Origin of the sequence: Motilimonas thetidivivens, assembly GCF_046452435.1 — a bacterium.
Taxonomy (GTDB): domain Bacteria; phylum Pseudomonadota; class Gammaproteobacteria; order Enterobacterales; family CBDFNC01; genus Motilimonas.
This window is the reverse complement of the sequence record NZ_JBKFDK010000026.1, coordinates 13,882-37,619: the sequence shown is the minus strand read 5'-3', so window position 1 is coordinate 37,619 and position 23,738 is coordinate 13,882. Positions and strand designations below refer to the sequence as shown.

The window sequence follows — 23,738 nt, the reverse complement described above, 5'->3', positions numbered from 1 at the left end:
TGAGTGCGACTGCAATTGCAACAGCCATCACTAAGTTTCCTGTGTGTTATGGGTTTAGTTACCGATATTAAATGTCTTAGCCCAAGATAAAGATGCCAAATATATCTGCGCTAATTGTTCTTGTTTTAATCCAATCAGCTTGCCATCTTCACTAATTTTTTGCCATTCACCACGTTCAAAATGCTCAATACAATTTAAACAATTGCCCATGAGGCCTTCTCGTGCGGTAAGCGCTTGAGTGATTGCTGGCTTTAATTTCACTTCGGCAAGTAATGCCGTTAACGGTTGGTCCAGCAGGCTGTCTAATAATGAAAATAATCCGGCCAGAAAGCCTTGTTGCGCATTTTCTGGGATTAGTTTGTCTAAAACCAGTTCACAAAAGCGAGCGCGGATCACCGACATTAAATACAATTCAGAGGGTTTGTCCTGATTGGATAAAGAGGTAGCAACAAGAGAGATAAATTTTTTCAGTTGCTGCTCACCTAAGTACACGGCTGCTTGTTTGAAAGACGCGATAGGCTTCGCATTTGACTTAATTTGTTTATTAACAAACATAAGCAATTTATAGGACAAGGTGACATCGCGTACAAATATGCCTTCGATTCGATTAAAATCCAGTTCAGGTTTTGCTATTTCATTTAATAGCTCAAGCACAACTAGCTGACTGGGCGCGAGGGCTTTTTGTTTTAATATTTCAGGTCGACTGAAAAAATACCCCTGAAACATTTCAATGCCGAGCTTTTTTACTTGCTCAAATTCATCAACAGTTTCTACTTTTTCGGCTAAATACTTAATCGAATGATGTTGTGTTAATGCGATTACCTTGCGGATTTCATCAAATGACGACATGCGAATGTCGAACTTAATGATGCTGATATAGGGTAAAAATGGCTGCCATTGCACTTTATAGTGAAAATCATCTAACGCAAGTTGATAGCCTAGCTCATGAAGCGTAATGATTTCGTTGAGTAATTCTTTGCAGGGTTCAATGTCTTCTAGCAGCTCAATCACTAAGTTTTGTTGCGGTAAGAGACGGGGTATCTGTTGCAGGATAGCTTGCTTGGAAAAATTGATATAACAAGTTTTATGGTCTGCTATTTTATCAAAGCCCACATTTAGAAAATTATCTGAAACCAGCTTTTTGGTGGCATCATCAGAGTCAATATAGGGAAAAATATTTTCAGCGCTATCACGAAATAATAACTCATAGGCAATGACTTGCTTTTTCGTATTGAGAATAGGCTGACGGGCAACAAAAGAATACATAAAACACAACACAGCTAAGGTTTAATGATAAAAGCATAATATAGCATTGCGAATTTAAACCAAACCGGAAAAAGCAGAGCAAGCTCTGCTTTCGAGCATATTCTCGGCGCAGTGAGTGACTAATTGCTGCTAAATTGACCAGTTAATGCTGCTTTCGAGCTTTTGCTCCAGTTTGGCTACCGGCTCAGCTATATCCGCAACAATCACCAAGTTTGCATTTTGTACCGGCATCACCATGGCTCGCATATTGCCTTTAGTGTACACAGGGTCAATGGAAAGTTGGGTAGATTTAGGCACAATAAATAGCGTGACTTTACTTTTTTCGCCAGCCATGATCATATGTAACGCTGGCTCGCCATTAAAGGAGCAGTGGTTTACATAGTAAATATGACCAAGCTCTTGCTGCAATGCGCCACCATATTTAGCCAGCTTGGCATTCACCGACTGAATATTTGCATTTTCATTGATTTGTTCAGTAAATAGCCATTCATTTTGAACATGCTCTATGGCTATTTCACCCATATTGGGTGAGCTGGGAAGTTGAATTAAATTAACACTTAAACCAATAATGAAGGCAATTGAAGCAGCTAACGCAATGTGCCAGCGGTGATTTTTCTGCTTATCTTGAAACTGCTCAAATGATTGATTAAGTAATATTCTATCCGCCAAGCCCTCCGGCACGGCAACGGATTTTAAGCTTTTCTCTAGTTGCTGATCAAAAGATTTCATTTCATCCAAAAACTTCTTCTTTTGGGCATCTGTTCGAGCCGCATCAATCAAGGCATCGTCCTGATCTTGTGGATTGCTTAACACGCGACGGCGAAATTCGAGTTCATCCATCATTTGCCCCCCATATTGGTTTTAGTTGACTTATTTTCCATCGCCTCTTTGAGTTGGCTCCTTGCTCTAAATAAACGAGTCATGACCGTGTTTTTGTTCAAATTAAGTTGCTCGGCAATCTCATCTCCCGATAAACCGACAATCACTTGCAGCAACAAGGGGGTTTTATATTCTTGTGGCAGCTTGTCAATTTGACGACGTAGCCATTCATTTTCCATATTTTGCTCGCCATCGGCTAAGTCGCTATCAACTAAGGTGTCGGTCTCCATGTCGACTAAATCAAATTGTTTGCGCTCAAATCGCCTTGCGTTTTCACGACGCAATATAGTGATCAGCCAAGCCTTAGCGGCTTTTTCGTCTTGCAAAGAATCCAATGCCCGCCAAGCACGCAGAAAAGTGTCTTGCACTATGTCTTCTGCCACATGCTTGTCACGGCACAACCAGTACGCGTATCGATAAATATCGCCATGATAAGCTTGTACCAGAGCCTCATAACGTTTTTGTTTATTAGCCATATCATCTATGACCGTGCGACTGGCTTTTTTCTTTCCCAATAATTTGCTAAACATCGAAATATTCGCCTTATGGCCTAACTTGGGTTAATTGGGGGCAGCGACGTTGAGCTTGTTGACCGCTTTTGTTGCTTTAGGGCGGCTAACAGGGATTGGTTTTGCCAAGGTTGGCTCTTGGCTATGCTCAGCTCCAGTTGCTGTATGGCTAAGTGTAGTTCAGCCGAGACGGGAAGCTGGCTCACTCCGTTGATGTTGGGCCAATGATGTTGTGCCCAAGATTGTAATGCTAGCCATGCTTGACGCGGATCATTGGTCTTTACCGCAGCTACTAAGGCTTTATCGACATTACTAAGAGTGACAGATTGGCTTATGTTGTGCTGCGATTGCACTTTGCCTTGATGCTTATGGTTTAGGCGCTGGCGAAGCAGCAGGGCTAAGGTGGCTAACCAAAGTAGGGCAAACGCTAGCGTGGCGTAAGGCCAAAAGCCGGCACTACTTTGTTGAGCGGGCGCTGACTGGATAGCGGGAATAGGCGTTGCGTGAGCGTTGGGATCGGGTAACACCTGAATGGTACGCTCTGGCACGGTGGCATATTCCAGTTGATCGGTCTCGCTATTCCACCAAGCTACCGAAACGGCGGGTAATACCAGTTCACCTGCTTGCTCGGCGATGATGGCATGGCTGCTGATACGCTGAGCAAAGGCGGTGCCTTGATGAATAAAGCCGCTGACTTCATCCTTATCTGGATAGACTCGTATTGAACTTGGGTAGTTAAATTGTATTTTTGGTAATGCTTGCTCACTGGTATTAGCCGCAATCAATGTAAAGGTGCGAGTAATCGGCTGTCCTACGGTTAGGTTTTGTGCATCATCTTGTAATTGTTCACTTAATAACACTTCACTACTGACTAGCCAATCCTTGGCGCTAACCTGAGCGGGCTTGGCTTTTACCGTAAGGGCTAGATCGCCACTGTTAATATCCACCACTTGGCGCACCGTGCGGCTTCGAAAGCCGTTAGTGGCAACGGTTTTATATAGCTCTCCCGTTAACCTTGCGCCTGTTATGGTAGCCTCACCGGCTTGCTTGGGGGTAATCGCAAATTGACGGGTAATTTGTTGATACTTAACTCCGTTTTTGACCACCATCTGCTTTTCGTCACTGCCTAGTTGCACCACTTCGGCTCCCGGCAAATTAGGCGCTTGCAAATTGGCGTTTTCTAACATGGCGCCGATATACAAATCCACGGTGTAAATCAGCTGTTGGCCGACATAAACGTCGGTTTGACTGACTTTTGCCTCCATCCACACATCGTCGGTTTGCTGATTGCTTGCCTGTTGTTTTTCATCTAATACCGTTAGCTTGATCGGCTGTGTGGTTTCGCCAGCGATGGTAAGGGGCGGTATGACAACTTGGCCCGCGCGTTTGGCAAGTAATGAGATAGTCCAACGGGTACTGCTGGTTAAGGTGCCATTCACATAAGATTTTTGCCGGCTCACGGAGGGGCGAAATACATCAAATGTCGCTTCAAGGGCTTGGGTGTCTAGTTCGTCTGGGTCGAGGCTTTTATCAATGGCCACTTCAAGGGTAAAAATTTCACCGACATAGACTGGATTTTGGCTTACGCTGGCTTGCAGGGCCGCCCAAGTGTAGCTAGCGCCAAGTCCACACCAAACTAATAAAACATAAGTTATTATTTTGCTTGCTTGTTTCACGGATATTTCCTTGCTGTTAGCGATTTTCACGTTGACGTCTTTGATATTCTAAACGCATCTTATTGCGTAATAACACCGCAGGATCATCGGGCATTTGTTGTAATAATGCCGGAATTTCAGGGCCTTGCTCTTGGTTAACGTCTTGTTGCTGCGCTACTGGTTGTTGCGCTAGCTGGTCCTCTGTTTCATCGGACTCTGGGCTAGCTTGTGGCTGCTGATCAAGCTGCGTAGCCTGCTGCTCATTCGAGGACTCATTCGAGGACTCATCCGAAGGCTCCTCACCAGGGCTGGTTTGAGCTTGCTGTGACTCGGCGCTTTGCTCTGCTTCAGATTCATTTTCTGACGTTGAGCTTTGTTCTTGTTGCTTTTGCTGCTCTTGCTGCGCTTGCTGCTTGCTATTTTGCTGATCATCTTGTTGTTGATCTTGCCCTTGTTCTTGGTCGGACTCCTGCTCTGAGTCTTGCTGCTGGGTTTGATCTTTATTTGGATTCTCTTGTTGTTGGTTCTCTTGTTGCTCATTTTCAGATGAGCTTTGCTCTTGCTGCTCTTGCTGCTCTTGCTGCTCTTGCTGCTCTTGCTGCTCTTGCTGCTCTTGCTGCTCTTGCTGCTCGAGTAGCGCTTCAATTGTGGCTTTATTTTCTTTTGCCTCAATCATTTGCGGAGCAAGTGTGAGGGCTTGTTCATAAGCCTCGATTGCAGCTTGGTATTGTTGGTTCATGGCCAGAGCATTGCCTAAGTTATAATAGCCTTGCTCGGTTTCTACTTTTGCAAAGGCTTGGGCAGCACTTACGTAATCTTGAGCGCGATAATAGGCGGCACCTTGCCATAGCGGATCACTAAATTGCTGGGCTGCTTGCGGATAGGCTTGCTGCTCAAAGTCCTGATAAGCATTGGTTTGCTCGTTTTGCCACCAACTGGCCATGGCTGGCTCGGGTTGAACAAGGGTGGCTAGAAGCAGAATGCAGGCTAACTGGCCGCGGCGAAAAGCCAATAATAAGAATGGTAATATTAACCAAAGTAGCCAATAGCCATCATCAACCTGTTGGCTGGTGGTTAAGTTTTGCTCGGATTGTGCATTTTCTTTACGTTTACTTTCTAACAAGTGGATCTCATTCAAGCGTTCAACATCGCTACCATCGGCGCGAATATTGAGGTAAATACCGTCGCTTAGTTGAGCCACCTTAGCGGTGGTGGCGGCATCAAGTTGCGGGATCACGATATTACCTTGGCTGTCCTTTAATAGATCGCCGTTGGCAAGGCTAATGGGGGCTCCTTTACTGGTGCCCACGGCCAGCACAGAAACACGCCACGGCTGATTGGCTAACATGGTTTGCATGGCATCGACTTGCTCGTCATTAAAACCCGCGGTGATAAATACGATGTCGCCTTGTTGGTGTCCGGCATTGGTCAACAGCTCTATCGCCATGGCTAGGCCTGTTTGCGGCTTGTTGCCCATGGCTGGCATGATATTGGGGGCAAGATTGGGAATAAGATTGAGTAGATTCCCCCCATCAAAGGTTAACGGACTGATGCTAAAAGCGTCACCGGCATAAGCCACCAGCGCTTGCTCGCCTTCTTGGCGTTGCTTGACCAGATCCAATGCTTTGAATCGAGCTTGCGTCAATCGATTAGGCTGCAAATCAGTGGCCAGCATATCGGCTGACATGTCCATTACGATCACCCGCGCGGGGCTGATTTGTTTTACCGGCAGCTCTAGGCTTCTAAAACTTGGCCCAGCTAAGGCAATGATGCAGACGATGAGCATGATTGCGACCAAGGTAATGTGGCGAGGCTTGTTGGTTTGTCCACTAACAAGCTGTTTTGACAAATGCGGTGCAATCAAGCCGGATAAGGTTTGCGCCGGCTGACTGCGCTTCATTTGCCAAGCGATAAGGCCAACTAAAGGTAATAACAATAGAAAATAAGGACGCAGAAACTCCATATTATTGCGCCTCCTTAAGCCAAATTAAACGAATCGAAAGTAACATTAAGGCAATCAGCAAGGGCCAGTGAAACAAAGGCTGCTCGGGGCGAAAGCTTTGCTCTTGTGCACTGATGGGTTCAAGTTTATCTAAGGTTTGGTAGATTTGACTTAACTCCTCGCTGCTACGGGCTCGGAAATATTGACCCCCGGTCATAACGGCAATTTCGGTTAAGGTTTTTTCATCTAAATCGGCCGATGGGTTAACGCGATGACTGCCAAATAAGCTGCGCTGGATCATCACATCGGCGCCCAGGCCGATGGTGTAGATCTTAATGTCATGCTCCTTGGCCAACTCGGCAGCTTGAATGGGGGTTATACTGCCCGACGTATTTTGACCATCGGTCAGTAAAATCAATACCTTTTGCTCATTTTGCGCTTCGATAAAGCGTTTAACCGCCAATCCTATGCCTTCTCCGATGGCGGTTTTATCACCGACTAGGCCAATTTGCGTTTCCTGCATCAGGGCTTGTAATGTGGTTAAATCAAAGGTTAGCGGTGCTTGTAAATAGGCGTGATCGGCAAATAAGATCAAACCTAAGCGGTCGCCTTGACGCCTTGCAATGAAGTCATTGATCACTTTTTTGCTTATCTCTAAGCGGTTTACTTGGCGCAGCCCCAGCTCCATGTCCTCGATTTCCATACTGCCGGAAAGGTCAACGGCGAGCATCACATCGCGGTGCTCTTGGCTAATGCGAATCGGCTCACCAAGCCAAATGGGGCGCATTAAGGCGAGCACAAAGCACAACCAAGTTAGCCATAATAAAATAACCGGCCATCGACTGCTGGTTTGAGTCGGGGCATCCGCACCAACTTGGGCGAGGGGTAACCATAGGCGCACTTGCTGTTTGGTCACCGCGGGTAATAAGCGCATCAATAGGGGTAAAGGAAGCAACCAAGCTGCCCAAACATAACTAAACTCAAACATGCTTACCTCGCCATGATTTTGCCATCGGCAGTGCTTGCTTTAGCCAAACACGGGCAAGTTGTATGTCAGCGGCTTGGGCTTGGCTGTCTTGTTGATATAACGCCGTAAGCCAACGTGCTTGCTGGGCCGAAAAGTTTGCCTTATTGGCACTGCTTTGGGTTAAAAAATCCAGCCAGTGCTGGCCGTGAAGTGAAGCCACTTGTTCACGGGGGTAGTATTGTAATGCTGCTTGTTTTAGCAAGGTATTGAGTTCAGTAATACTTATTGTGGCTTGCTGGTTAAGTGTTTTGATAGCTAAACGCTGGATTTTACGCTTGCTTAGGTAGTGATAAATGCCAATGGCGATCAGGGCGCAAAGCGCTAACACTAGCCCAGCAGCCAAGATAGCCCAAATGGAGGGCGGCCACCAACTTGGGGGCGGGGGCAATATAATGTCATGCAGGCCCAAATCAGGCATCGCGGAATTAGCTTGCATTATCGTTATACTCCAAAAAGAACAGGGTTGTCATTTTTCAACAGCACTCCACATTGAACGCTCATAGTTGGGCAAACAGAGGCTGTCCGGCGCTGATTTGGCGCAGACTGATTGCGCGTCGAGTTAAGCGCGTTAGCAAATGTTGTTGGCGTAGCAGGGCTTGTTGTTGATAGTGACTATCGTCTTTGCCTAAACGTAGCCAGCCCGCTCCTTGCTCGGTAAGCACATTGAAGGTTAATTTGCTTGCTAAGCCCCTTGCCTTAGGAAGTTGCAGCTCAAGAGGATCAAAAACCTGCCACGCGGTGACTTGATTATGACGTTTAATCAGCGCTAATTGTTTCTCGCCAGCATCATCTAGATGAGCAAAATCACTGATCACATGCACTTGGCTACCCGGCTGTGCTAAGCGTCTCAAGCGGGTTAATTGTTGGGTAAAATAGTCTTGCTGGTTAACCGGAGTCTGGCTTGAGCCGAGTTCAACTTGTAATAACGCTTGTGGCTGATTGGTATAAAGCTGTTGCAGTTGGTGTAACCATTGTAAAACACCACTTGCTCGACCTTTAGGACGCAGCTCTTGATGCTGGCCTTGGTTAAAAATAACCCCACCGATACGGTCACCACGTTGCTTGGCTTGCCATGCCAAATAAGCAGCTAAATGAGCACCTTGTACGGATTTAAGCAGCAGCTGAGAGCCAAAAATCATGCTGTCAGATAAATCCACCAGCATTAACACGGGGCGCTCTTTTTCTTCTTTAAAAATCTTAGTATGGGTACTGCCAGTGCGGGCCGTCACGCGCCAATCAATGGCGCGCACATCATCACCGGGTTGGTATTGACGAACTTCATCAAACTCCATGCCTCGACCCTTTATACTAGAGCGATATGACCCTGCCATGGCACTTTTGGCAAGGCCTTGCAGTGGGCGAGGCTTGTTTTGTTGTTGATAAAACAGCAACTCTTTTAGTGTCAGATTAAGTCCATCACTATCAGGTAAAGCTGGATTTATCATGCGGTTAATGCCACCTGTTTGATGATTTGTTGGATCACGGTATTGGCATTGATGCCATCGGCTTCGGCTTCATAGCTGAGTAAAATACGGTGTCTAAACACTGGGAAACAACAGCGAATGATGTCATCCGGCGTCACAAAATCGCGGCCTTCAAGCCAAGCTCTGGCCTTAGCTGTTCTGGCTAACGCTAAGGTGGCACGCGGACTAACGCCATAGCTGATCCAACTTGCAAGCTGATCTGAGTATCGCTGTGGTTGGCGTGTGGCCATGACTAAGTCAACGATATATTGCTCTAAAGCAGGGGCTAAGTTGACTTGCATTACCGCATCGCGCAGCTTAAAAATATCCTCAGGAGTGAGCTTTTTCAGCGGCGCTTTGGCAGCCCCCATGATTTCTTTTTGGTTGAGGCGCAAAATGGCTTTTTCGGTTTCAGCGTCAGGGTAGTCTAGCTCAAGATGCATGATGAAACGGTCGAGTTGAGCTTCAGGCAATGGATAAGTGCCTTCTTGCTCCAACGGGTTTTGCGTGGCCATCACTAAAAATAGTTCAGGTAGTGGATAGGTCTGTTTACCCACTGTCACTTGATGCTCGGCCATGGCTTCAAGCAGCGCCGATTGTACCTTAGCTGGGGCACGGTTAATTTCATCGGCTAGGATCAGGTTGTGAAATAATGGCCCTGATTCAAAGATAAATTCGCTGGTCTGCGGGCGGAAAATATCGGTGCCGGTGAGGTCAGCTGGCAATAAATCGGGGGTAAATTGGATCCGATGAAAGTCACCGGCAATACCGTCGGCAAGGGCTTTGACCGCTCGCGTTTTGGCTAATCCCGGAGGGCCTTCAACAATAATGTGTCCATCCGCCAGCAGGGCTATCAACAAACTGTCAACTAACTCGCTTTGGCCCAGAATTTCGCTATTTAGATGCGCTCTAAGCGCTTGAATATTTTGTGCTGTCATGAGAAAAACTTTAGTCTGTTAACTAGGTGACAAGATACTACCCAAAAGCAGCAAGTCTGAAAAGACTGGCTATGATTAAATAATTGAAATATAAAAAACATTTACATTAATTTACCAATATTTACCATTATCTACCTAACTCATCATTCAAGGTGCCCATTATGCGAAACGCCGCTAATCGTTTTATCAGCCCAGCTAATGGAGCTCCCGCTATTGCCATAGTAGCAGGATTACGTACGCCGTTTGCTAAACAAATGACCAGTTATACGGATGTACCCGCCTTGCAGTTGGGTAAATTAGTGGTAGCCGAAATGCTCCAGCGCACCGATATCGCGCCAGAGCGCATCGAACAATTGGTTTATGGCCAAGTGGTGCAAATGCCCAGTGCGCCCAATATTGCCAGAGAAATTGTGCTTGGCACCGCGCTGGGTCCTACAACCGATGCGTATTCTGTCTCTCGCGCTTGTGCGACCAGTTTACAAGCGGTGGCCAATGTTGCCGAGTCGATTATGGCGGGCAGTATTAGTGTTGGCATCGCCGGTGGAGCCGATTCCACCTCGGTATTGCCGATAGGGGTGTCACAGCAAATGGCTAAACAACTGACTAAATTAAATAAAGCCAAATCCCTTAAGCAAAAAATCAATCTGATTTCGCAACTAAAACTGGCTGATTTAGTGCCTGTCGCTCCTGCTATCGCCGAGTATTCAACGGGCTTAACCATGGGGCAAACGGCCGAGCAAATGGCAAAGTCTTGGCTTATTAGCCGCGCTGATCAAGATGCCTTTGCCCATCGCTCACATCAATTGGCTCATCATTCATGGCAACAAGGTTGGCAAGACGAGTGGGTGATGCCCACTTGGGTGGCACCTTATAAAGAAGGCATAGTGGCCGACAATACCATTCGCGCGCAATCGAATTTGGCTGATTATGCCAGCCTTAATCCCGCCTTTGACAAGCGTCATGGCACAGTAACGGCGGCAAGCTCTACCGCATTAACCGATGGCGCTGCGGCGGTGATGTTAATGACGCAAGAGCAAGCCGAGGCTTTAGGTTTACCTGTGTTAGGGCTTATTCGCAGCTGGGCCTTTAGCGCCATTGATGTATGGCAAGATATGTTGCTAGGCCCTGCTTATGCCACGCCCATGGCGTTGGCCAAAGCTGGCCTAACCTTGGCAGATATAGATTGTATCGAAATGCATGAAGCATTTGCGGCGCAGGCGCTCGCGAATATCCAAATGTTTGAATCTCAACGCTTTGCTGACAAAGTGGGGCTGACGGCGCCAATTGGTCAGGTTGATATGGCAAAATTTAATCCACAAGGTGGCTCTATCGCCTATGGGCATCCCTTTGCTGCCACCGGGATCCGCTTAATTTTACAAACGCTAGGCCATTTACGCCGCCAAGGGGGCGGTTTTGGGCTATGTACTGCTTGCGCCGCGGGTGGCTTAGGCAGTGCATTTGTTTTGGAGGTGAAATAATGGCTGAATTAACCTTAGTTCGCACCGCTGAGGATATCGCTCAAATATGCATTGCCCTTGAGCATGAATCGGTGAATACCTTATCTGAGCAAACCATCACTGAGATGACCGCTATCCTTGAGCAGTTAGAGCAAGATAAGCAAATTAAAGGTTTGGTGATTTACAGCGGCAAAAAAGACTGTTTTGTTGCCGGCGCGGATGTGAAGATGCTCGATGCCTGCAGCGCAGCGGATCAAGCGGCCAAACTGGCGGCGACCGGTCAAACCTTGTTTGCACGGTTAAGTAAGCTGCCCTATCGGGTGGTCGCGGCCATCGATGGTAGCTGTTTAGGCGGCGGCTTAGAGCTGGCTTTGGCCTGTGATTATCGACTGGTGAGTAACAACCCGAAAACCCGCCTTGGCTTGCCCGAGGTGCAATTAGGCTTATTACCCGGCAGCGGTGGTACTCAACGACTTGTGAAGCAAATTGGTTTGAGTCAAAGCTTGGCTTTGATACTAACGGGTAAGCAACTTCATGCGAAAGCGGCGCTTAAGCTGGGTCTGGTTGATGGTATGGTCGCCCAAGATGTGTTATTGGCAACGGCCTTAGCACTCGCGAGTGAGCCTAAGAAAGTATCGCGACGCCGCGCTAAACCGCTTGCTGCGAGGTTAATGGACTCCTTTTTATTCAAATCTTTACTGCTTAAGCAAGCACACAAACGCGCATTGAACCAATCTAAAGGCCATTATCCGGCCATTGATGCCATCATTCATGTGCTTAAACAGCGCAATATGAGCAAAGCTGGGTTTAAGGTTGAAGCCGAGCAGTTTGGCCAACTGGTCATGACATCCGAATCACAGGCGCTGCGGAGGCTGTTTTTTGCTTCGACCGCCGCAAAAAAGAAAAGACCGCTCAGCGACAATCGTCAGGTTGAGCAAGTTTGGGTGCTAGGCGGTGGCTTAATGGGCGGCGGCATTGCCTATACCTGCGTAAATCAAGCGAAAACGCCTACCCGTATTAAAGATATCAATCAGCAAGGCGTTGCCAATGCGCTCGCCTATGGTCATCATATTTTGCAGCAAAAGCGCCGTCGCGGTCACCTTAGTCGAGTCGACTACGATCAAGTGATTAATCGCTACTCGGGTAGCTTAGATTATCAAGGCCTAAACAAAGCCGACTTGGTGATTGAAGCGGTGTTTGAAGATCTCAATCTTAAGCAGCAAATGGTGGCCGATGTAGAGCAGCATGCCAAGCCAGCAACGATCTTTGCCAGTAACACGTCATCCATTCCCATTGCGGCTATCGCAAACAAAGCGCAACGCCCTGAAAATATCATTGGCTTACATTACTTTAGCCCAGCAGAAAAAATGCCTTTGGTGGAGGTTATCCCTCATGCCTTAACGTCCGAACAAACCTTGTCTCGTACCATTAACTATGCGATTAGCCAAGGTAAAACGCCGATCGTGGTTAAAGACGAGGCGGGATTTTATGTCAATCGCATCTTAGCGCCTTATATCAATGAAGCGGCGCGTATTTTGTTGGCTGGCGAACAGGTGACAAAAATTGATACCGCTTTAACAGACTTTGGCTTTCCGGTTGGCCCATTTCGTTTGCTTGATGAAGTAGGGTTGGATGTCGCGGCAAAAATAGCCCCTATTTTAACTCAGCAGTTAGGCAAGCGATTTACGCCGCCGGATGTGTTTCCCCATTTGCTAAAAGATCAGCGGCTCGGCAAAAAAGCAAACAAAGGTTTTTATCGCTACGATGATAAGAAGTCACGCCAGCTCGGTGATGATAGAGTTTATGATGTGTTAGATATTCGCCTTAATGCCAGTTTAAGCCCAGAGGATATTGCATGGCGCTGCGTATTACAGATGGTGTTAGAGGCTTGTCGCTGTTTACACCAAGGCGTGGTGGCCAGCGATGGGGATGCCGATGTCGGCGCGGTATTTGGCATAGGTTTCCCCCCTTATTTAGGTGGACCTATAAATATGATCCGTCAACTTGGGGCGGGTGCGATTTTAGATAAGTGCCAAATATTCGCCAAGCTATACGGTGAACGATTTGTGGTAGAGGCAGAAATTGCTAATTTAATTGATAAGCTGGCCAAAAGTAGTGATATATAGTGCAAAAAATCAATGTTGCATAATATAATCGTAATTTTGCAGTCGATAATGTTGTTTATATGTGGTGGTGTCGGTATCTTTATCCCATCACCACCGAGATTGGAAAGCGAATGACATTTCATGTTAGACCATATCAAGCCGATGATTTAGCGGCTCTTTACGAAATATGCTTATTAACCGCAGACGGTGGCAAGGATGCTTCTGCACTGTTTCAAGATCCGCAGTTAGTGGGGCATTTTTACAGCGCGCCGTATGGTGTGTTAGAGCCACAAACTTGTTTTGTCGTCACCGAAAATGACAAGGTCTGTGGTTATGTGGTGGGCACGCAAGACTCATCAAACTTTGCCAAGCGTTGTGAGGACGAATGGTTTGGGCAATGGCGACAACAATACCCATTACCGAATACTGACTGCGTTAGTTTAAACGACCGCCTGATTAGCTATATCCACCAAGGGTATTTCCCTCGACCAGAATACGCAGATTATCCTGCCCATTTACACATCAATTTATTACCTCAAACTCAAGGACATGGGATAGGACGTAAGATAATGCAGGCCTTCATTGATAACCTAAAACAAAATCAGGTCGAAGGCGTGCACTTAGAAGTATCAGCAAGTAATAAAAACGCCATTGCTTTTTATGAACGCTTAGGCTTCAAGCCGATTGCCACCTTTGAGCATTCCATTGGTTATGGCATGAAGTTGTAAAGCTTTATGCCTTACCTTTGTTGTAAAAACTGCTTGTTATCTATGCTGACAACGGGGCAGTTGACCACAATATTGGTGCGTTCAACGTCAATCCAGCCTTGCTCTTGCGCTGATAAAATCGCCTCCTCAGAGCGCAAGGGCTGTATGGCTTGGCTTCCCAGCCATGTTACCTTGAATAATAGCCAGATAGGGCTGTAGTTGAGATCTTCACTGCTTGGCCCAAGTGGCGTGGGAATGGAAGCCAGAACGTTTCCTTGCTCCTTGTTGGGGAAAAAATAAACCCGCTCCAGTATGGTTTTCACTTCCGGTGGCTTAGGGTAATCTGGAATGGCATCTAGCAGCCTCGGGGTGTAGTTGGCGTCCATGGCCTTGGCCATCTCAGCGTCAGACACGTCAGTGGTGACGTAATAGACCGCCACATCTTCATACCAGCCTTGCTGTAAATTTAATTTTGCTTGGTGCGGCGAGTGAGTACAGCCAGTTGTTAATCCAGTGCTTAAGCCAATGAGTAGCAGTGCGCTGGTGACAGTAATGATTTTCTTCATGGGCTTATTTCTCAACTAACATATTGATAGTTAGAGCCTAGTTATCGTTACATCATGCGCAAACCCAGTATGTGAAAAATGCGAACTGACAACGTAAATAGGCCCGAAATTACCCCATTGGTTAGGTTAGGGTTGAGATTAAATGATCGACTTGTTTAATGAGCTTAGGCACGGCTACATAGACGGGCTCGACATGCACATCGCCCACATTTAGGTAGTTTACTTTATCTTTCACAGCGACATAGTCTTGTGACACCATTGGTAGGTGTTCATCTTTATCCATTGCGATGACAAGTTCTGCGTTGGCAAAATCATCTGCCGTGACCGACAAGGGCGGACGATGCTGACTATGACAAGGGATCTCAAGGCCCGTTAAAATTTGCACGACTTCTTTGGCGATATTCCCTTTATTACCATTGCCTTCTAACACTTGGCTTAAGGCTCGTGAGTCGGCTTGATAAGGCAATGCCAGTTTATCGCACCAGAAATTAAAGTATTCATGAGCAAGGCGGCTACGGTAGAAATTACCAGTACACAGGAATAGAACGTTTTTCATCATTTGGTTACTCATCAGTTTCGTTGGCTAAGAGGGCGTGTTTAATGGATGCGATGACATCATATTCTGGCGCTAAATCGTCTAAGGTGAGTAGCTCACTGATTCGGTCTTGCTCTATGGCATAGGCGGCAGCGTTGATGTAGTTGCCTGTGCCAACTGAGCGCGTGATTACGAGAAGTTCAAGCTGTCCGTTTTCGTTAAGATCTATTAGCTCGATGGATCCAAGGGTGCCTGAGCGCTCAGCAATAAGGCCACTTGCAAAAAAGGTGCGCTTGTTTTTGTCTTCAGTCGAATGATAAAGACGCACACTGTAACTGCCGATAGATTGGGCTTCACCCGCGCCGGTTGCCACCACCAAAGTTTCTCCTGAGGGCAATTGTGTTTCTAAGCTCAAAGGCGATTCGGGTGCCATCGTTGCCGATGCATTAAAGCAAACGCAAGAGGTTAAAAAAGTAAGCCATAAAGGAATCTTTCGCATGTTTCTACCTTGATCGTGTTGGTCATTAATATGTTGGGGATGGCGACGTTAGTTCTACAATTGGCCAACCCTTGGCATCATCAACATCATGGCTAACCAGAATAGCAGGAACGTTAGCGTGTTGAATATGGTCTAGCACAAATTGGCCAAAGTTATCTTTTAGGCTTTTATCTAGCTTGGCGTATGGCTCATCTAATAATAATAGCTTCGGCTCGGCCAATAAGGTGCGCAGCAGACTGACCCTTGCGCGCTGGCCGCCCGATAAGGTGGTGATATCACGCGCTGCAAATCCTTCAAGTTCGGCAAAGGCCAGTGCCGTTTCGATCCGTTGTTGGCGCTGACCTTTGCTTAATGATGGGGAAAGGGCAAACGCAAGATTTTGACCGACGTTAAAATGTGGAAACAACAAGTCGTCTTGAAACATTAAGCCGACTTGACGTTGGCGCAATGGTAAATTGAGTAAATTTTGCCCATTGAGGGTGGCTTTACCTTGGCAACAAAAGACCGGGTCGAGAGTGCCTGCAATGGCGCTGAGCAAGCTGGACTTTCCCACTCCACTTGGCCCCATAATCGCTAGTAACTCGCCCTTGTTAAGTTCAAAACTCAATGGTTGAAATAACGGCTTACCCGCTTTAAAAACTTGAAAATGCTGGCAGCGAAAACTCATTTATGCTCCTGTGGCAAACGTTGTGGATGCTTCAAACTAACCCGCTTTACAGTTGCATGGCAAGGCGCTGACGAAATAGCCAACGAGGCAAGCTTAGGGCGAACAAAAACACCATCATGGGTAAGAGTTGTAACATTAGCGCATAGACGGAAATTAACCGCCTATCTGCCCCAGCCACCAAGGCAACGAGTTCGGTCGCTAAGGTTGGATAACGTCCTGCACCGATAAACAAGGTGGGTAAATAGAGCGTCATGCTGACACTAAACCCCAAGGCTGCACTGGCCAAAATAGCGGGTAACAACATGGGTAACTTGACCATAAAATAACTGCGCCAAGGGCTTTTGCTCAGCAATAAGGCTTGATGCCAATAGGCTTGATTATATCGGCGATAGTAAGGTGCAAGAGACAAAAATGTGTAGGGCAGCACAAACATCAGGTGGCCCCAAATTAACGCGCCAAGCCAACCATCCCATTGCAGGTAGATTAAACTGACTTGAATGCCGAACAGGTAACTCATGTCGGGGATCAATAAGGGTAAATAAAATAAAGGCAGCCAGCGCAGCAGTTGACCGTGTTTTGTTTTGCTGCCTTGCTGAGCCTCTGTTTCAAGCATGATCAAGCTTAACAAGACGGCAATTAAACTGCTTACCCCTGCAAGTAATAAACTGTGCTCGATTAAAGGCAATAATTGTCGCCACGATGAAAGCCAATTACTGAATTGCCAACGTGTCGGTAGCGCATCTGGAAAGCGCCACTGGGCGGTAAATGACCACAATATTAGCACGATAAAACTTAGGCCAATGGCCAGCACAAACAGCCAAGCTAAAGGCTTTGCTAAACGGTTCAATGGCTGTAATAGAGACGTGCGTTTGCCATTGCAACACCATTGAGAGCAGAATTTACTGGTCGCTTTGGCTAATCCTAGCATCAGCGCAATTGAGCCAAGATTGATAGCGAGCAGCCAAAGTGCCCCTGCAGCCCCTTGCAGCCTAAGTGTGATATTGGCGTCGTTAAACCAAGATAAGATCAACACTGACAGGGTCGGAGGCGATGACGGCCCTAAAATAAGGCTGACATCAACCGCACTTAAAGACCAAGCTAAAACCGCGCACAGGGGCAGTTTTAATTGGGCTATCAGCTGCGGAAAAATGAGCTTTAACCAAGCTGCGGCATGGGTGTAGCCCATACTATTGGCCAACATCAGAGTGGGGCGGATGGCGACTTGTTTGGCGGCAGAAATAAGCATCAGCAGTAAAAAGGGAACCTCTTTGAGTACCATTACTAACACCAATGACAAGCCATGGGGGTCTTGCGTGGTTTGCCAGTTTGGCGGGTAGTCAAAACCCGTTAGCTCGGGTGAAACTAGCCTCAAAAGCCAGCCCGAGGGGGCAATTAAAAAACCTAATCCAACCGCCATGGCCGCATGGGGAATCGCCAGAATGGGGCTTAAACTCAAACTCAGCCATTGCCATTTGGGGTTAAGGTAGAATTTGGCAAATAAAAGTAAGGCGATAGCAAGGGACAAAAAAGTACTTAACCAACCTACTTGTAAGCTAACTCGGGTCGCGGCCATGGTTGTAGGGTGTTGCCAAAATTGACTAAAGGCGGCGAAAGAAAACTGCTCAGCACCCAGTGCGGGAAGATAATTAAATGCGGGTAATACGGTGCCAATCAAACCGGCAAAGATAGGTAACATGAACACAGCGACAAATACGCTGGTCATTGCAAGGGGTATCAAGGCCAACAGGGGTTGTCTAAAAATGAGTTATTCCTGCGGTTACGAAGCGATAAGCCAAATAAAACCTGCGCCTTGGCGTGGTCAAGACGCAGAGACTGGTTAGTCTTTATTAACTGGTTTGATATCTAACACATGTAATAAACGTTCAGGTGTATCCGGCCAAACTACAGGGATTGCCTTAGGATTATTCGCGCTAAACCAGCCTTTGAAGCTTACATCGTCATACTGGAAGTTAAAGTTAGAGCTAAACACTGGCATGGTGATTTGGCGCTCGCCGATGTACTGCTCTATGGTGTGCATTATCTCCAGCTTTTTTTGTTCATCAGCTGTTTGGTTGAAAGAATCAATTAACGCATCAAGATCTTTATCAACATAGTGATGACCACCAAAACGCGCTTTGTCCATTTGCTCTGAATGGAAACCCGTATAATAGTAACGATGCGGGTTAGCACCCGCGAAGTAGTTGGTAAAGGCGGCATCAAAGTCAGCGCTTTTTACTCGTTCGTTGAGATCGGCAAAATCAGGGGTACTGACTTTGGCATTGATCCCGATTTTGTTGAGGCCTTCAATGCCAATTTCAACCGTTTGAATATGATCCGACCAGCCTTTGGGAACGAGAATATCAAATTCAATTTTGCTGCCATCTGGGTTTTCTATAAAGCCATCGCCGTCAATGTCACGATAACCCGCACTGGAAAGCATGATTTGTGCGCCCGTTATGTCAAAGGTATTAAATTTGCCGTATTTACTTTTTACGCTGGGATCAGCCCATGCTTTAAACTGATCGCCTAAACCTGAGGGGTATTCGTTCACTGACCAATAGCCAGCGCCTGCAACATTGACAATTTTTTCTCGATCCATCGCCATCGAAAAGGCGCGGCGGAAGTTTATATCGTTAAATGCTTTACGGTTGTTCTCATTCGGGGTTTTAAAGTTAACCATGAATGACGCCGAGCCGGCAGCAGGGAACCAATATTTGGTGCTTGAGTTCTTGCTTAATAGCACTTCCTCGATATTTGGAATAAATGAGGATGTCCAGTCTAGCCTGCCCTTAATGGCCGCCGCGAGGAGCTGCTTGTTGTTTTGAATGATAGGGCTTTTTAAACAATCAATGTCTAAATTGGCATTGTCATAGTAATACGGGTTGCGACATTGGGTATAAACCTGCCAAGAAAAAACTTCAACCTCGGTAAATGGGCCGGTACCCACTGGGCTTTCGTTTTTAAAGGCCACTAAATCGCCGGCTTTAGAGAATATGTGTTTAGGGACGATAGGCGCACGAACAATTTGCGTATCGATGCCGGTATTAACGCGAGTTAGCTTAACCTCAACTTTGTAATCAGACAGTTTATGAACGCTTAGAATATGGCCAGATAAACCTTGAACATCTGTTTTGCCCCCTTTAGCTGCTTGGTTTAATGAGTAAACCACATCATCAGCGGTAAACGGGGTGCCGTCTGACCATTTCACATCGTCTCGTAATTCAAAGAACAGCGACATTAAATCGTCAGAAAAATAGTGTTTTTTCGCCAACCGGTAATGTGGGGCGCCACCTTTCATTTCATTGAAAATAATTAAAGGCTCATAAATAAACTGCATGGTGGTTGGCAGTTTGTTGGTCGCCGCAAATGGGTTGAAGTTGCGTTGCCAAAGAGGACGAAACTCAGACACAATAGTGAGGGATACCTTGTCAGCTGCACTTGCTACTGGTGCAGTTAAAGACAAAGCAAGAGCAAGTGCAGTAGATAGTTTAGTGATCTTCGCGAGCATTCGAATTCCTTTTGACCCTTAATCGGTGATACAGCAACATTCTCTGATTAGGAGAAATCATCGGTTTTACATAAATAAGCTAAAAGTATTAGCTTAAACCTTATAAATCACACCTAGTAATAATACTAGCCCTAATTGTTGTTTATCGTCTTCTCTGCGATCAATCTCACTGCATTAAGAGCGATTTATCAGTTAGTTATAATGTTTTGTTTGTTTTTTGTAATAAACAAGTTATGGCGTTGTTTTATCAATCAAGCTGTCCCTATAGCTAGGGAGCACCCGTTACAAACTAGCTGTTGTAGAACACAGATTACTGGTTTGGTTGGTAAATGCAAAACAACCCCATAAAATTGCATTACAGCTCAAATTTTAGTGCAAAATTCGACACTTGCGCGATTCAAACAGCATTAAAAATTAATGAAAGATCACATTTATCCGGTAATCAACACTGACGACTAAGATTGTAATTTTGAATTATTGCCGTATCTTATCGCCCTCAATACGGCATAGCGTGATGATTACCATGATAAAACTAATTTTGGGTGGCGCTCGTAGTGGTAAAAGCCGTTACGGCGAACAACTGGCGCTGCAGTCAAAGCACCGCGTGAATGTGCTGGTAACGGCGCAAGTTTATGACCAAGAAATGCAACAACGGGTGGCCGCGCATCGCCAGCAGCGACCGGCCACTTGGCAAACGACGGAAACCCCCTTTGATTTAGGAAACGCGATAACCCAACACCATCAAACGGGAGATTGTTTATTAGTCGATTGCTTAACGCTTTGGGTGACCAATGAGTTGTTACGATTTGACATAGAACATCAAGGCGCCCAACTTAGTCAGCATTGGCAGCAGCAAAAACAGCAGTTGCTGGATGCGTTGGCTTTGGCTAAACAGCAAGACCAGGATAAGCAAGTGGTGGGCGACATCATTTTGGTAAGCAATGAAGTGGGGATGGGGATCGTCCCCATGGGGGCGATTAATCGCCGTTTTGTGGATGAAACAGGCTGGTTACACCAAAGTATCGCGACATTAGCTGACGAAGTGTATTGGGTAGTGGCAGGGTTGCCACAACGCATTAAATAGCCCATTGAGGGATAATTAAGGAATAGACATGACCGATTCAAACGATAAATCACAGCGCCATAAGCAACGCCAACAGCGAATTAAAGAGCAAGTAGACGCTCGTATCGCCAAAGCAACCGATGAAAAAGGTATCTTAATGGTGATCACCGGAAATGGTAAAGGCAAGTCTACTGCCGGCTTTGGTACCGTGGCCCGCGCCGTTGGACACGGTTTAAAGGCGAGCGTAGTGCAATTTATTAAAGGCACTTGGGATTGCGGTGAACGCGATTTGTTGGCGCAGCATGGGGTGGACTTTTATGTAATGGGGACCGGGTTCACTTGGGAAACCCAAGACCGAGAGAAAGACATGCAAGCGGCGGCGCAAGCTTGGGCTGATGCAGAAAAACTACTGCAAGATGACACCATCGATCTAGTGCTGTTAGATGAACTGACATACATGGTGACATACAAGTATCTTGAGCTTGAGCAAGTGTTAACGGCATTACAAAATCGTCCCGAACATCAGCATGTGGTGATCACAGGGCGAGCTTGTCATCGCGGTATTATTGAGATTGCTGACACGGTCAGTGAAGTTCAAAGTATCAAGCATGCCTTTGAAGCCGGCATTAAGGCGCAAAAAGGGTTTGATTATTAATGTTTGTTAGCCAAAGCATCCGCCGAGGTTGGCTGGCGCGGTTATGGGCTTTGCCCTTGGTGCTTGCACCTATGCTGTTGCAAAACGTAGCAGCAGAGCAAACCAAAGAGCCAAACCAGCCGCCCATATCGCGTATTGTCACTTTATCGCCACATTCGGCAGAAATGCTATTTGCTATCGGCCAAGGCCATAAAATTGTTGGCACCACACGGTTTACCGACTATCCAGAGCAGGCCAAATCTATCCCTATTGTGGGCGGATACAATGGCTTGAACATAGAGCAAATAATCGCTCTCAACCCAGATGTGATTATTAGCTGGCGTAGCGGAAACCCAAACCGAGAGCTAAATCAATTAGCTGATTTGGGCTTTAAGCTTGTCGATAGTGATGCTAAAACCTTAGCCGAAGTCGCTGGTGTGATACGCATGTTGGGCGAGTTGACTGGGGCAACAGAGCAAGCCACACAAGTTGCAGACACTTATTTAGCCCAGTTAAATGCGGCAAAAATAAAATACCAAGATGCAGCAAAAGTCAGCGTATTTTATCAGCTTTGGCCCAATCCACTGCGCACGGTTGCTAAAGGCAGTTGGGTACAGCAGTATTTAGATGTCTGCGGTGCGCAAAACCCGTTTTATGATAATCCCGCAGAGTACCCGGTTATCAGTATCGAAAGTGTATTGGCCGCGGCGCCCCAAGCGATAATTACCACTGATGAAGTTGGCCAAACGCCCACCATAGATTGGCAGCAATGGTCTATGTTACCGGCGGTGAAAAACAAAGCCATTATCCAATTGCGAGCTGATTGGGTTCACCGAGCAACGCCGCGCTCTGTGTTAGGTGTCACGCAACTGTGTGAAGCCTTACATCAAGTGCGTGAGCAACAGCTTGGTTAACGCTGCGTTATTTTGCATTATCTGGATAGCTCCAGTTATCGGCATAACTTTGTAGAGGATTATCGGGGTGGCTGTTATAAACCTCATTGATGGCACTGATCACCGCCTTACCTAGCTCATTAGGGGTGCAGCCAATATGTACATTAAGCTGTGCTCCTGACTCTTTAATGGCAACCGAGCCTAATGTCTGTTGGTCAAAGTCTTGCTCTGCTTGTTCATATTGAATAATCCAAGGATATTCAATGATGAAGTCAAGGCGATCCACTAACAGGCGGGTAATATACTGTGAACCAAGGCGATATTGAGTCGAGACCTGCATGCTATCGTGATATTGCAGTAAAATCTCATCACGATTAGCGCCGTAACTGCGCCCAAAAGCAACGGCAAAATTAAGTTTATCAAGATGTTTCATTAGGCTGTGTAAAGAGATAGCTTGCGTTAATGGTTGCCCAACAATGGACTCTAACCTAGCCTGATTTTTTTTCAGATAATACAAGCGATGGGTTGCTAAGGTTTGGATTGGTTCACTAAAGACCAGTAATTTTTCTCGCTCAGGCGTTTTTAATAGGCTGCTACAAACGGTTTGCGAGCCTTTAGCCAGAGCCAACAATCGCGGTATGCTGCCAAGCTTATTGTCATGCTGCCATTGGGGTAATTGCGCTTGTAACCAGTGACTAGCCAGATTAGCAAAGCCCTTTCCTTGATTCTCTCCTTGGTAGATATAGCCGGGCGCCAGATCGTACTCAAGCCAAGTAATGGTGGGCTTAGCCTGTGCTAACGAGCCATAAACATAAAATAGTGCAAAAACCAGCCCCATTTTTATTGCAGAAACCATCTTGAATAGCATGCTAGGACAACCGTTTAAGTCATAATAGCTTAAGTGTAGTCAGTATTTTTAGTCATGAGAAAATGAACAAAGGCCAAAATGGAGAACGTCATGAATATGAGCCAAGCCAGTGACATTAAGCCAAAAGAGGATGTGACGCTGATTTTAGTGCGGGGCTTACCCGGCAGTGGCAAATCAACCAAGGCTAAATTACTGGCACAAGCGCGCGGCGCTCTCCATTTAGAAGCGGATCAATTTTTTGTTAACCCATGTGGTGAGTATCGGTTTGATGCCAGCCAGTTACCTCAGGCTCATTCATGGTGTTTATCACAAACCAAGGCAGAGCTTGAGCAAGGCCACAGCGTGATAGTTGCCAATACCTTTGTTCAACATTGGGAAATGCAGCCTTATCTGGACCTAGCTAAAACCCTCGAGGTTAAACTGGAGATTCTGGTATGCCAAGAGCAATATCAAAATATCCATGGCGTACCCGAGACCACTATCGAAGCCATGAGGAAAAAATGGCAGGAGTAGCGATTGCTTATATCTAAGGCTTAGCCACGGCTTAGCTTCGCAAT

Annotated in this window: 23 protein-coding genes; 7 read left to right on the top strand and 16 right to left on the bottom strand. The window is 46.4% G+C overall.

Going from position 1 to position 23,738, the window contains the following annotated elements; genetic code table 11:
* Positions 1-54: 54 nt before the first annotated feature.
* The 9 genes from ACK8OT_RS16585 to ACK8OT_RS16545 all read right to left on the bottom strand — a co-directional run bounded on the left by ACK8OT_RS16585 (position 55) and on the right by ACK8OT_RS16545 (position 9,679).
* Complete coding sequence (locus ACK8OT_RS16585; RefSeq protein ID WP_410197624.1) at positions 55-1,266, bottom strand: EAL and HDOD domain-containing protein; 1,212 nt, start codon at positions 1,264-1,266, stop codon at positions 55-57.
* Positions 1,267-1,395: 129 nt separating this feature from the next.
* Positions 1,396-2,109 (bottom strand): DUF3379 family protein, encoded by a 714-nt coding sequence (locus ACK8OT_RS16580; protein ID WP_410197623.1) that lies wholly within the window; start codon positions 2,107-2,109, stop codon positions 1,396-1,398.
* Entirely contained in the window at positions 2,106-2,675 is a 570-nt protein-coding gene (locus ACK8OT_RS16575) for a sigma-70 family RNA polymerase sigma factor (RefSeq protein WP_410197622.1), read from the bottom strand. Before ACK8OT_RS16575 ends, ACK8OT_RS16580 begins: the two co-directional genes overlap by 4 nt.
* Before the next feature lie 20 nt (positions 2,676-2,695).
* Positions 2,696-4,330 carry a BatD family protein gene (locus ACK8OT_RS16570; protein ID WP_410197621.1) on the bottom strand — a complete coding sequence of 545 codons (1,635 nt, stop codon included), beginning with the start codon at positions 4,328-4,330 and terminating at the stop codon, positions 2,696-2,698.
* Between the two features lie 16 nt (positions 4,331-4,346).
* Positions 4,347-6,272, bottom strand: a complete 1,926-nt coding sequence (locus ACK8OT_RS16565) for a VWA domain-containing protein (protein ID WP_410197620.1) — start codon at positions 6,270-6,272, stop codon at positions 4,347-4,349.
* Position 6,273: 1 nt separating this feature from the next.
* Entirely contained in the window at positions 6,274-7,239 is a 966-nt protein-coding gene (locus ACK8OT_RS16560) for a vWA domain-containing protein (RefSeq protein ID WP_410197619.1), read from the bottom strand.
* Complete coding sequence (locus ACK8OT_RS16555) at positions 7,232-7,714, bottom strand: DUF4381 domain-containing protein (RefSeq protein WP_410197618.1); 483 nt, start codon at positions 7,712-7,714, stop codon at positions 7,232-7,234. Before ACK8OT_RS16555 ends, ACK8OT_RS16560 begins: the two co-directional genes overlap by 8 nt.
* Before the next feature lie 61 nt (positions 7,715-7,775).
* Positions 7,776-8,723: a DUF58 domain-containing protein gene (locus ACK8OT_RS16550; protein WP_410197617.1), complete on the bottom strand. Its 948-nt coding sequence runs from the start codon at positions 8,721-8,723 to the stop codon at positions 7,776-7,778.
* Entirely contained in the window at positions 8,720-9,679 is a 960-nt protein-coding gene (locus tag ACK8OT_RS16545) for an AAA family ATPase (RefSeq protein ID WP_410197616.1), read from the bottom strand. Before ACK8OT_RS16545 ends, ACK8OT_RS16550 begins: the two co-directional genes overlap by 4 nt.
* A 161-nt stretch (positions 9,680-9,840) precedes the next feature.
* Here ACK8OT_RS16545 and fadI point away from each other — a divergent pair, with 161 nt between their 5' ends.
* The 3 genes from fadI to ACK8OT_RS16530 all read left to right on the top strand — a co-directional run bounded on the left by fadI (position 9,841) and on the right by ACK8OT_RS16530 (position 13,969).
* On the top strand, positions 9,841-11,157 hold the full coding sequence (gene fadI, locus ACK8OT_RS16540; protein ID WP_410197615.1) for an acetyl-CoA C-acyltransferase FadI: 1,317 nt from the start codon (positions 9,841-9,843) through the stop codon (positions 11,155-11,157).
* Positions 11,157-13,262 (top strand): fatty acid oxidation complex subunit alpha FadJ, encoded by a 2,106-nt coding sequence (gene fadJ, locus ACK8OT_RS16535; protein WP_410197614.1) that lies wholly within the window; start codon positions 11,157-11,159, stop codon positions 13,260-13,262. Before fadI ends, fadJ begins: the two co-directional genes overlap by 1 nt.
* 110 nt (positions 13,263-13,372) lie before the next feature.
* Positions 13,373-13,969 (top strand): GNAT family N-acetyltransferase, encoded by a 597-nt coding sequence (locus ACK8OT_RS16530; protein WP_410197613.1) that lies wholly within the window; start codon positions 13,373-13,375, stop codon positions 13,967-13,969.
* A gap of 11 nt (positions 13,970-13,980) precedes the next feature.
* Here the strand turns inward: ACK8OT_RS16530 and ACK8OT_RS16525 are convergent, their stop codons facing one another.
* The 6 genes from ACK8OT_RS16525 to ACK8OT_RS16500 all read right to left on the bottom strand — a co-directional run bounded on the left by ACK8OT_RS16525 (position 13,981) and on the right by ACK8OT_RS16500 (position 19,723).
* Positions 13,981-14,514 carry a DUF7482 domain-containing protein gene (locus ACK8OT_RS16525; protein WP_410197612.1) on the bottom strand — a complete coding sequence of 178 codons (534 nt, stop codon included), beginning with the start codon at positions 14,512-14,514 and terminating at the stop codon, positions 13,981-13,983.
* 121 nt (positions 14,515-14,635) lie between these two features.
* Complete coding sequence (locus tag ACK8OT_RS16520) at positions 14,636-15,073, bottom strand: arsenate reductase/protein-tyrosine-phosphatase family protein (protein WP_410197611.1); 438 nt, start codon at positions 15,071-15,073, stop codon at positions 14,636-14,638.
* Between the two features lie 4 nt (positions 15,074-15,077).
* Positions 15,078-15,548, bottom strand: coding sequence for a PliI family lysozyme inhibitor of I-type lysozyme (locus ACK8OT_RS16515; RefSeq protein WP_410197610.1), 471 nt, complete (start codon positions 15,546-15,548; stop codon positions 15,078-15,080).
* A gap of 25 nt (positions 15,549-15,573) precedes the next feature.
* Positions 15,574-16,215, bottom strand: a complete 642-nt coding sequence (locus ACK8OT_RS16510) for an ATP-binding cassette domain-containing protein (protein WP_410197609.1) — start codon at positions 16,213-16,215, stop codon at positions 15,574-15,576.
* Between the two features lie 46 nt (positions 16,216-16,261).
* Positions 16,262-17,938 (bottom strand): ABC transporter permease, encoded by a 1,677-nt coding sequence (locus ACK8OT_RS16505; protein WP_410197608.1) that lies wholly within the window; start codon positions 17,936-17,938, stop codon positions 16,262-16,264.
* A 114-nt stretch (positions 17,939-18,052) separates the two neighbouring features.
* Positions 18,053-19,723 carry an ABC transporter substrate-binding protein gene (locus ACK8OT_RS16500; RefSeq protein WP_410197607.1) on the bottom strand — a complete coding sequence of 557 codons (1,671 nt, stop codon included), beginning with the start codon at positions 19,721-19,723 and terminating at the stop codon, positions 18,053-18,055.
* Positions 19,724-20,246: 523 nt separating this feature from the next.
* Between ACK8OT_RS16500 and cobU the strand changes: the two genes are divergently transcribed.
* Genes cobU through ACK8OT_RS16485 form a run of 3 tightly spaced genes read left to right on the top strand, consistent with a single transcriptional unit; the run spans position 20,247 to position 22,334 of the window.
* Positions 20,247-20,807, top strand: coding sequence for a bifunctional adenosylcobinamide kinase/adenosylcobinamide-phosphate guanylyltransferase (gene cobU, locus ACK8OT_RS16495; RefSeq protein WP_410197606.1), 561 nt, complete (start codon positions 20,247-20,249; stop codon positions 20,805-20,807).
* A gap of 28 nt (positions 20,808-20,835) precedes the next feature.
* Complete coding sequence (gene cobO / locus ACK8OT_RS16490) at positions 20,836-21,441, top strand: cob(I)yrinic acid a,c-diamide adenosyltransferase (protein WP_410197605.1); 606 nt, start codon at positions 20,836-20,838, stop codon at positions 21,439-21,441.
* Entirely contained in the window at positions 21,441-22,334 is an 894-nt protein-coding gene (locus ACK8OT_RS16485; RefSeq protein WP_410197604.1) for a cobalamin-binding protein, read from the top strand. Before cobO ends, ACK8OT_RS16485 begins: the two co-directional genes overlap by 1 nt.
* A gap of 7 nt (positions 22,335-22,341) precedes the next feature.
* On the opposite strand, the gene ACK8OT_RS16480 is transcribed toward ACK8OT_RS16485, so the two are convergent.
* On the bottom strand, positions 22,342-23,181 hold the full coding sequence (locus ACK8OT_RS16480; RefSeq protein WP_410197603.1) for a TIGR02285 family protein: 840 nt from the start codon (positions 23,179-23,181) through the stop codon (positions 22,342-22,344).
* A 90-nt stretch (positions 23,182-23,271) separates the two neighbouring features.
* Between ACK8OT_RS16480 and ACK8OT_RS16475 the strand changes: the two genes are divergently transcribed.
* A complete protein-coding gene (locus ACK8OT_RS16475; RefSeq protein ID WP_410197602.1) occupies positions 23,272-23,694 on the top strand; it encodes an ATP-binding protein in 423 nt (140 codons plus the stop codon).
* The last annotated feature ends 44 nt before the right edge of the window (positions 23,695-23,738 follow it).

Coding starts and splice junctions, on each gene's coding strand:
- ACK8OT_RS16585 (WP_410197624.1), bottom strand. CDS start 1,266: ATGTATTCTTTTGTTGCCCGTCAGCCTATTCTCAATACGAAAAAGCAA.
- ACK8OT_RS16580 (WP_410197623.1), bottom strand. CDS start 2,109: ATGATGGATGAACTCGAATTTCGCCGTCGCGTGTTAAGCAATCCACAA.
- ACK8OT_RS16575 (WP_410197622.1), bottom strand. CDS start 2,675: ATGTTTAGCAAATTATTGGGAAAGAAAAAAGCCAGTCGCACGGTCATA.
- ACK8OT_RS16565 (WP_410197620.1), bottom strand. CDS start 6,272: ATGGAGTTTCTGCGTCCTTATTTTCTATTGTTATTACCTTTAGTTGGC.
- ACK8OT_RS16560 (WP_410197619.1), bottom strand. CDS start 7,239: ATGTTTGAGTTTAGTTATGTTTGGGCAGCTTGGTTGCTTCCTTTACCC.
- ACK8OT_RS16555 (WP_410197618.1), bottom strand. CDS start 7,714: ATGCAAGCTAATTCCGCGATGCCTGATTTGGGCCTGCATGACATTATA.
- ACK8OT_RS16550 (WP_410197617.1), bottom strand. CDS start 8,723: ATGATAAATCCAGCTTTACCTGATAGTGATGGACTTAATCTGACACTA.
- ACK8OT_RS16545 (WP_410197616.1), bottom strand. CDS start 9,679: ATGACAGCACAAAATATTCAAGCGCTTAGAGCGCATCTAAATAGCGAA.
- fadI (WP_410197615.1), top strand. CDS start 9,841: ATGCGAAACGCCGCTAATCGTTTTATCAGCCCAGCTAATGGAGCTCCC.
- fadJ (WP_410197614.1), top strand. CDS start 11,157: ATGGCTGAATTAACCTTAGTTCGCACCGCTGAGGATATCGCTCAAATA.
- ACK8OT_RS16530 (WP_410197613.1), top strand. CDS start 13,373: ATGACATTTCATGTTAGACCATATCAAGCCGATGATTTAGCGGCTCTT.
- ACK8OT_RS16525 (WP_410197612.1), bottom strand. CDS start 14,514: ATGAAGAAAATCATTACTGTCACCAGCGCACTGCTACTCATTGGCTTA.
- ACK8OT_RS16520 (WP_410197611.1), bottom strand. CDS start 15,073: ATGATGAAAAACGTTCTATTCCTGTGTACTGGTAATTTCTACCGTAGC.
- ACK8OT_RS16515 (WP_410197610.1), bottom strand. CDS start 15,548: ATGCGAAAGATTCCTTTATGGCTTACTTTTTTAACCTCTTGCGTTTGC.
- ACK8OT_RS16510 (WP_410197609.1), bottom strand. CDS start 16,215: ATGAGTTTTCGCTGCCAGCATTTTCAAGTTTTTAAAGCGGGTAAGCCG.
- ACK8OT_RS16505 (WP_410197608.1), bottom strand. CDS start 17,938: ATGACCAGCGTATTTGTCGCTGTGTTCATGTTACCTATCTTTGCCGGT.
- ACK8OT_RS16500 (WP_410197607.1), bottom strand. CDS start 19,723: ATGCTCGCGAAGATCACTAAACTATCTACTGCACTTGCTCTTGCTTTG.
- cobU (WP_410197606.1), top strand. CDS start 20,247: ATGATAAAACTAATTTTGGGTGGCGCTCGTAGTGGTAAAAGCCGTTAC.
- cobO (WP_410197605.1), top strand. CDS start 20,836: ATGACCGATTCAAACGATAAATCACAGCGCCATAAGCAACGCCAACAG.
- ACK8OT_RS16485 (WP_410197604.1), top strand. CDS start 21,441: ATGTTTGTTAGCCAAAGCATCCGCCGAGGTTGGCTGGCGCGGTTATGG.
- ACK8OT_RS16480 (WP_410197603.1), bottom strand. CDS start 23,181: ATGCTATTCAAGATGGTTTCTGCAATAAAAATGGGGCTGGTTTTTGCA.
- ACK8OT_RS16475 (WP_410197602.1), top strand. CDS start 23,272: ATGAATATGAGCCAAGCCAGTGACATTAAGCCAAAAGAGGATGTGACG.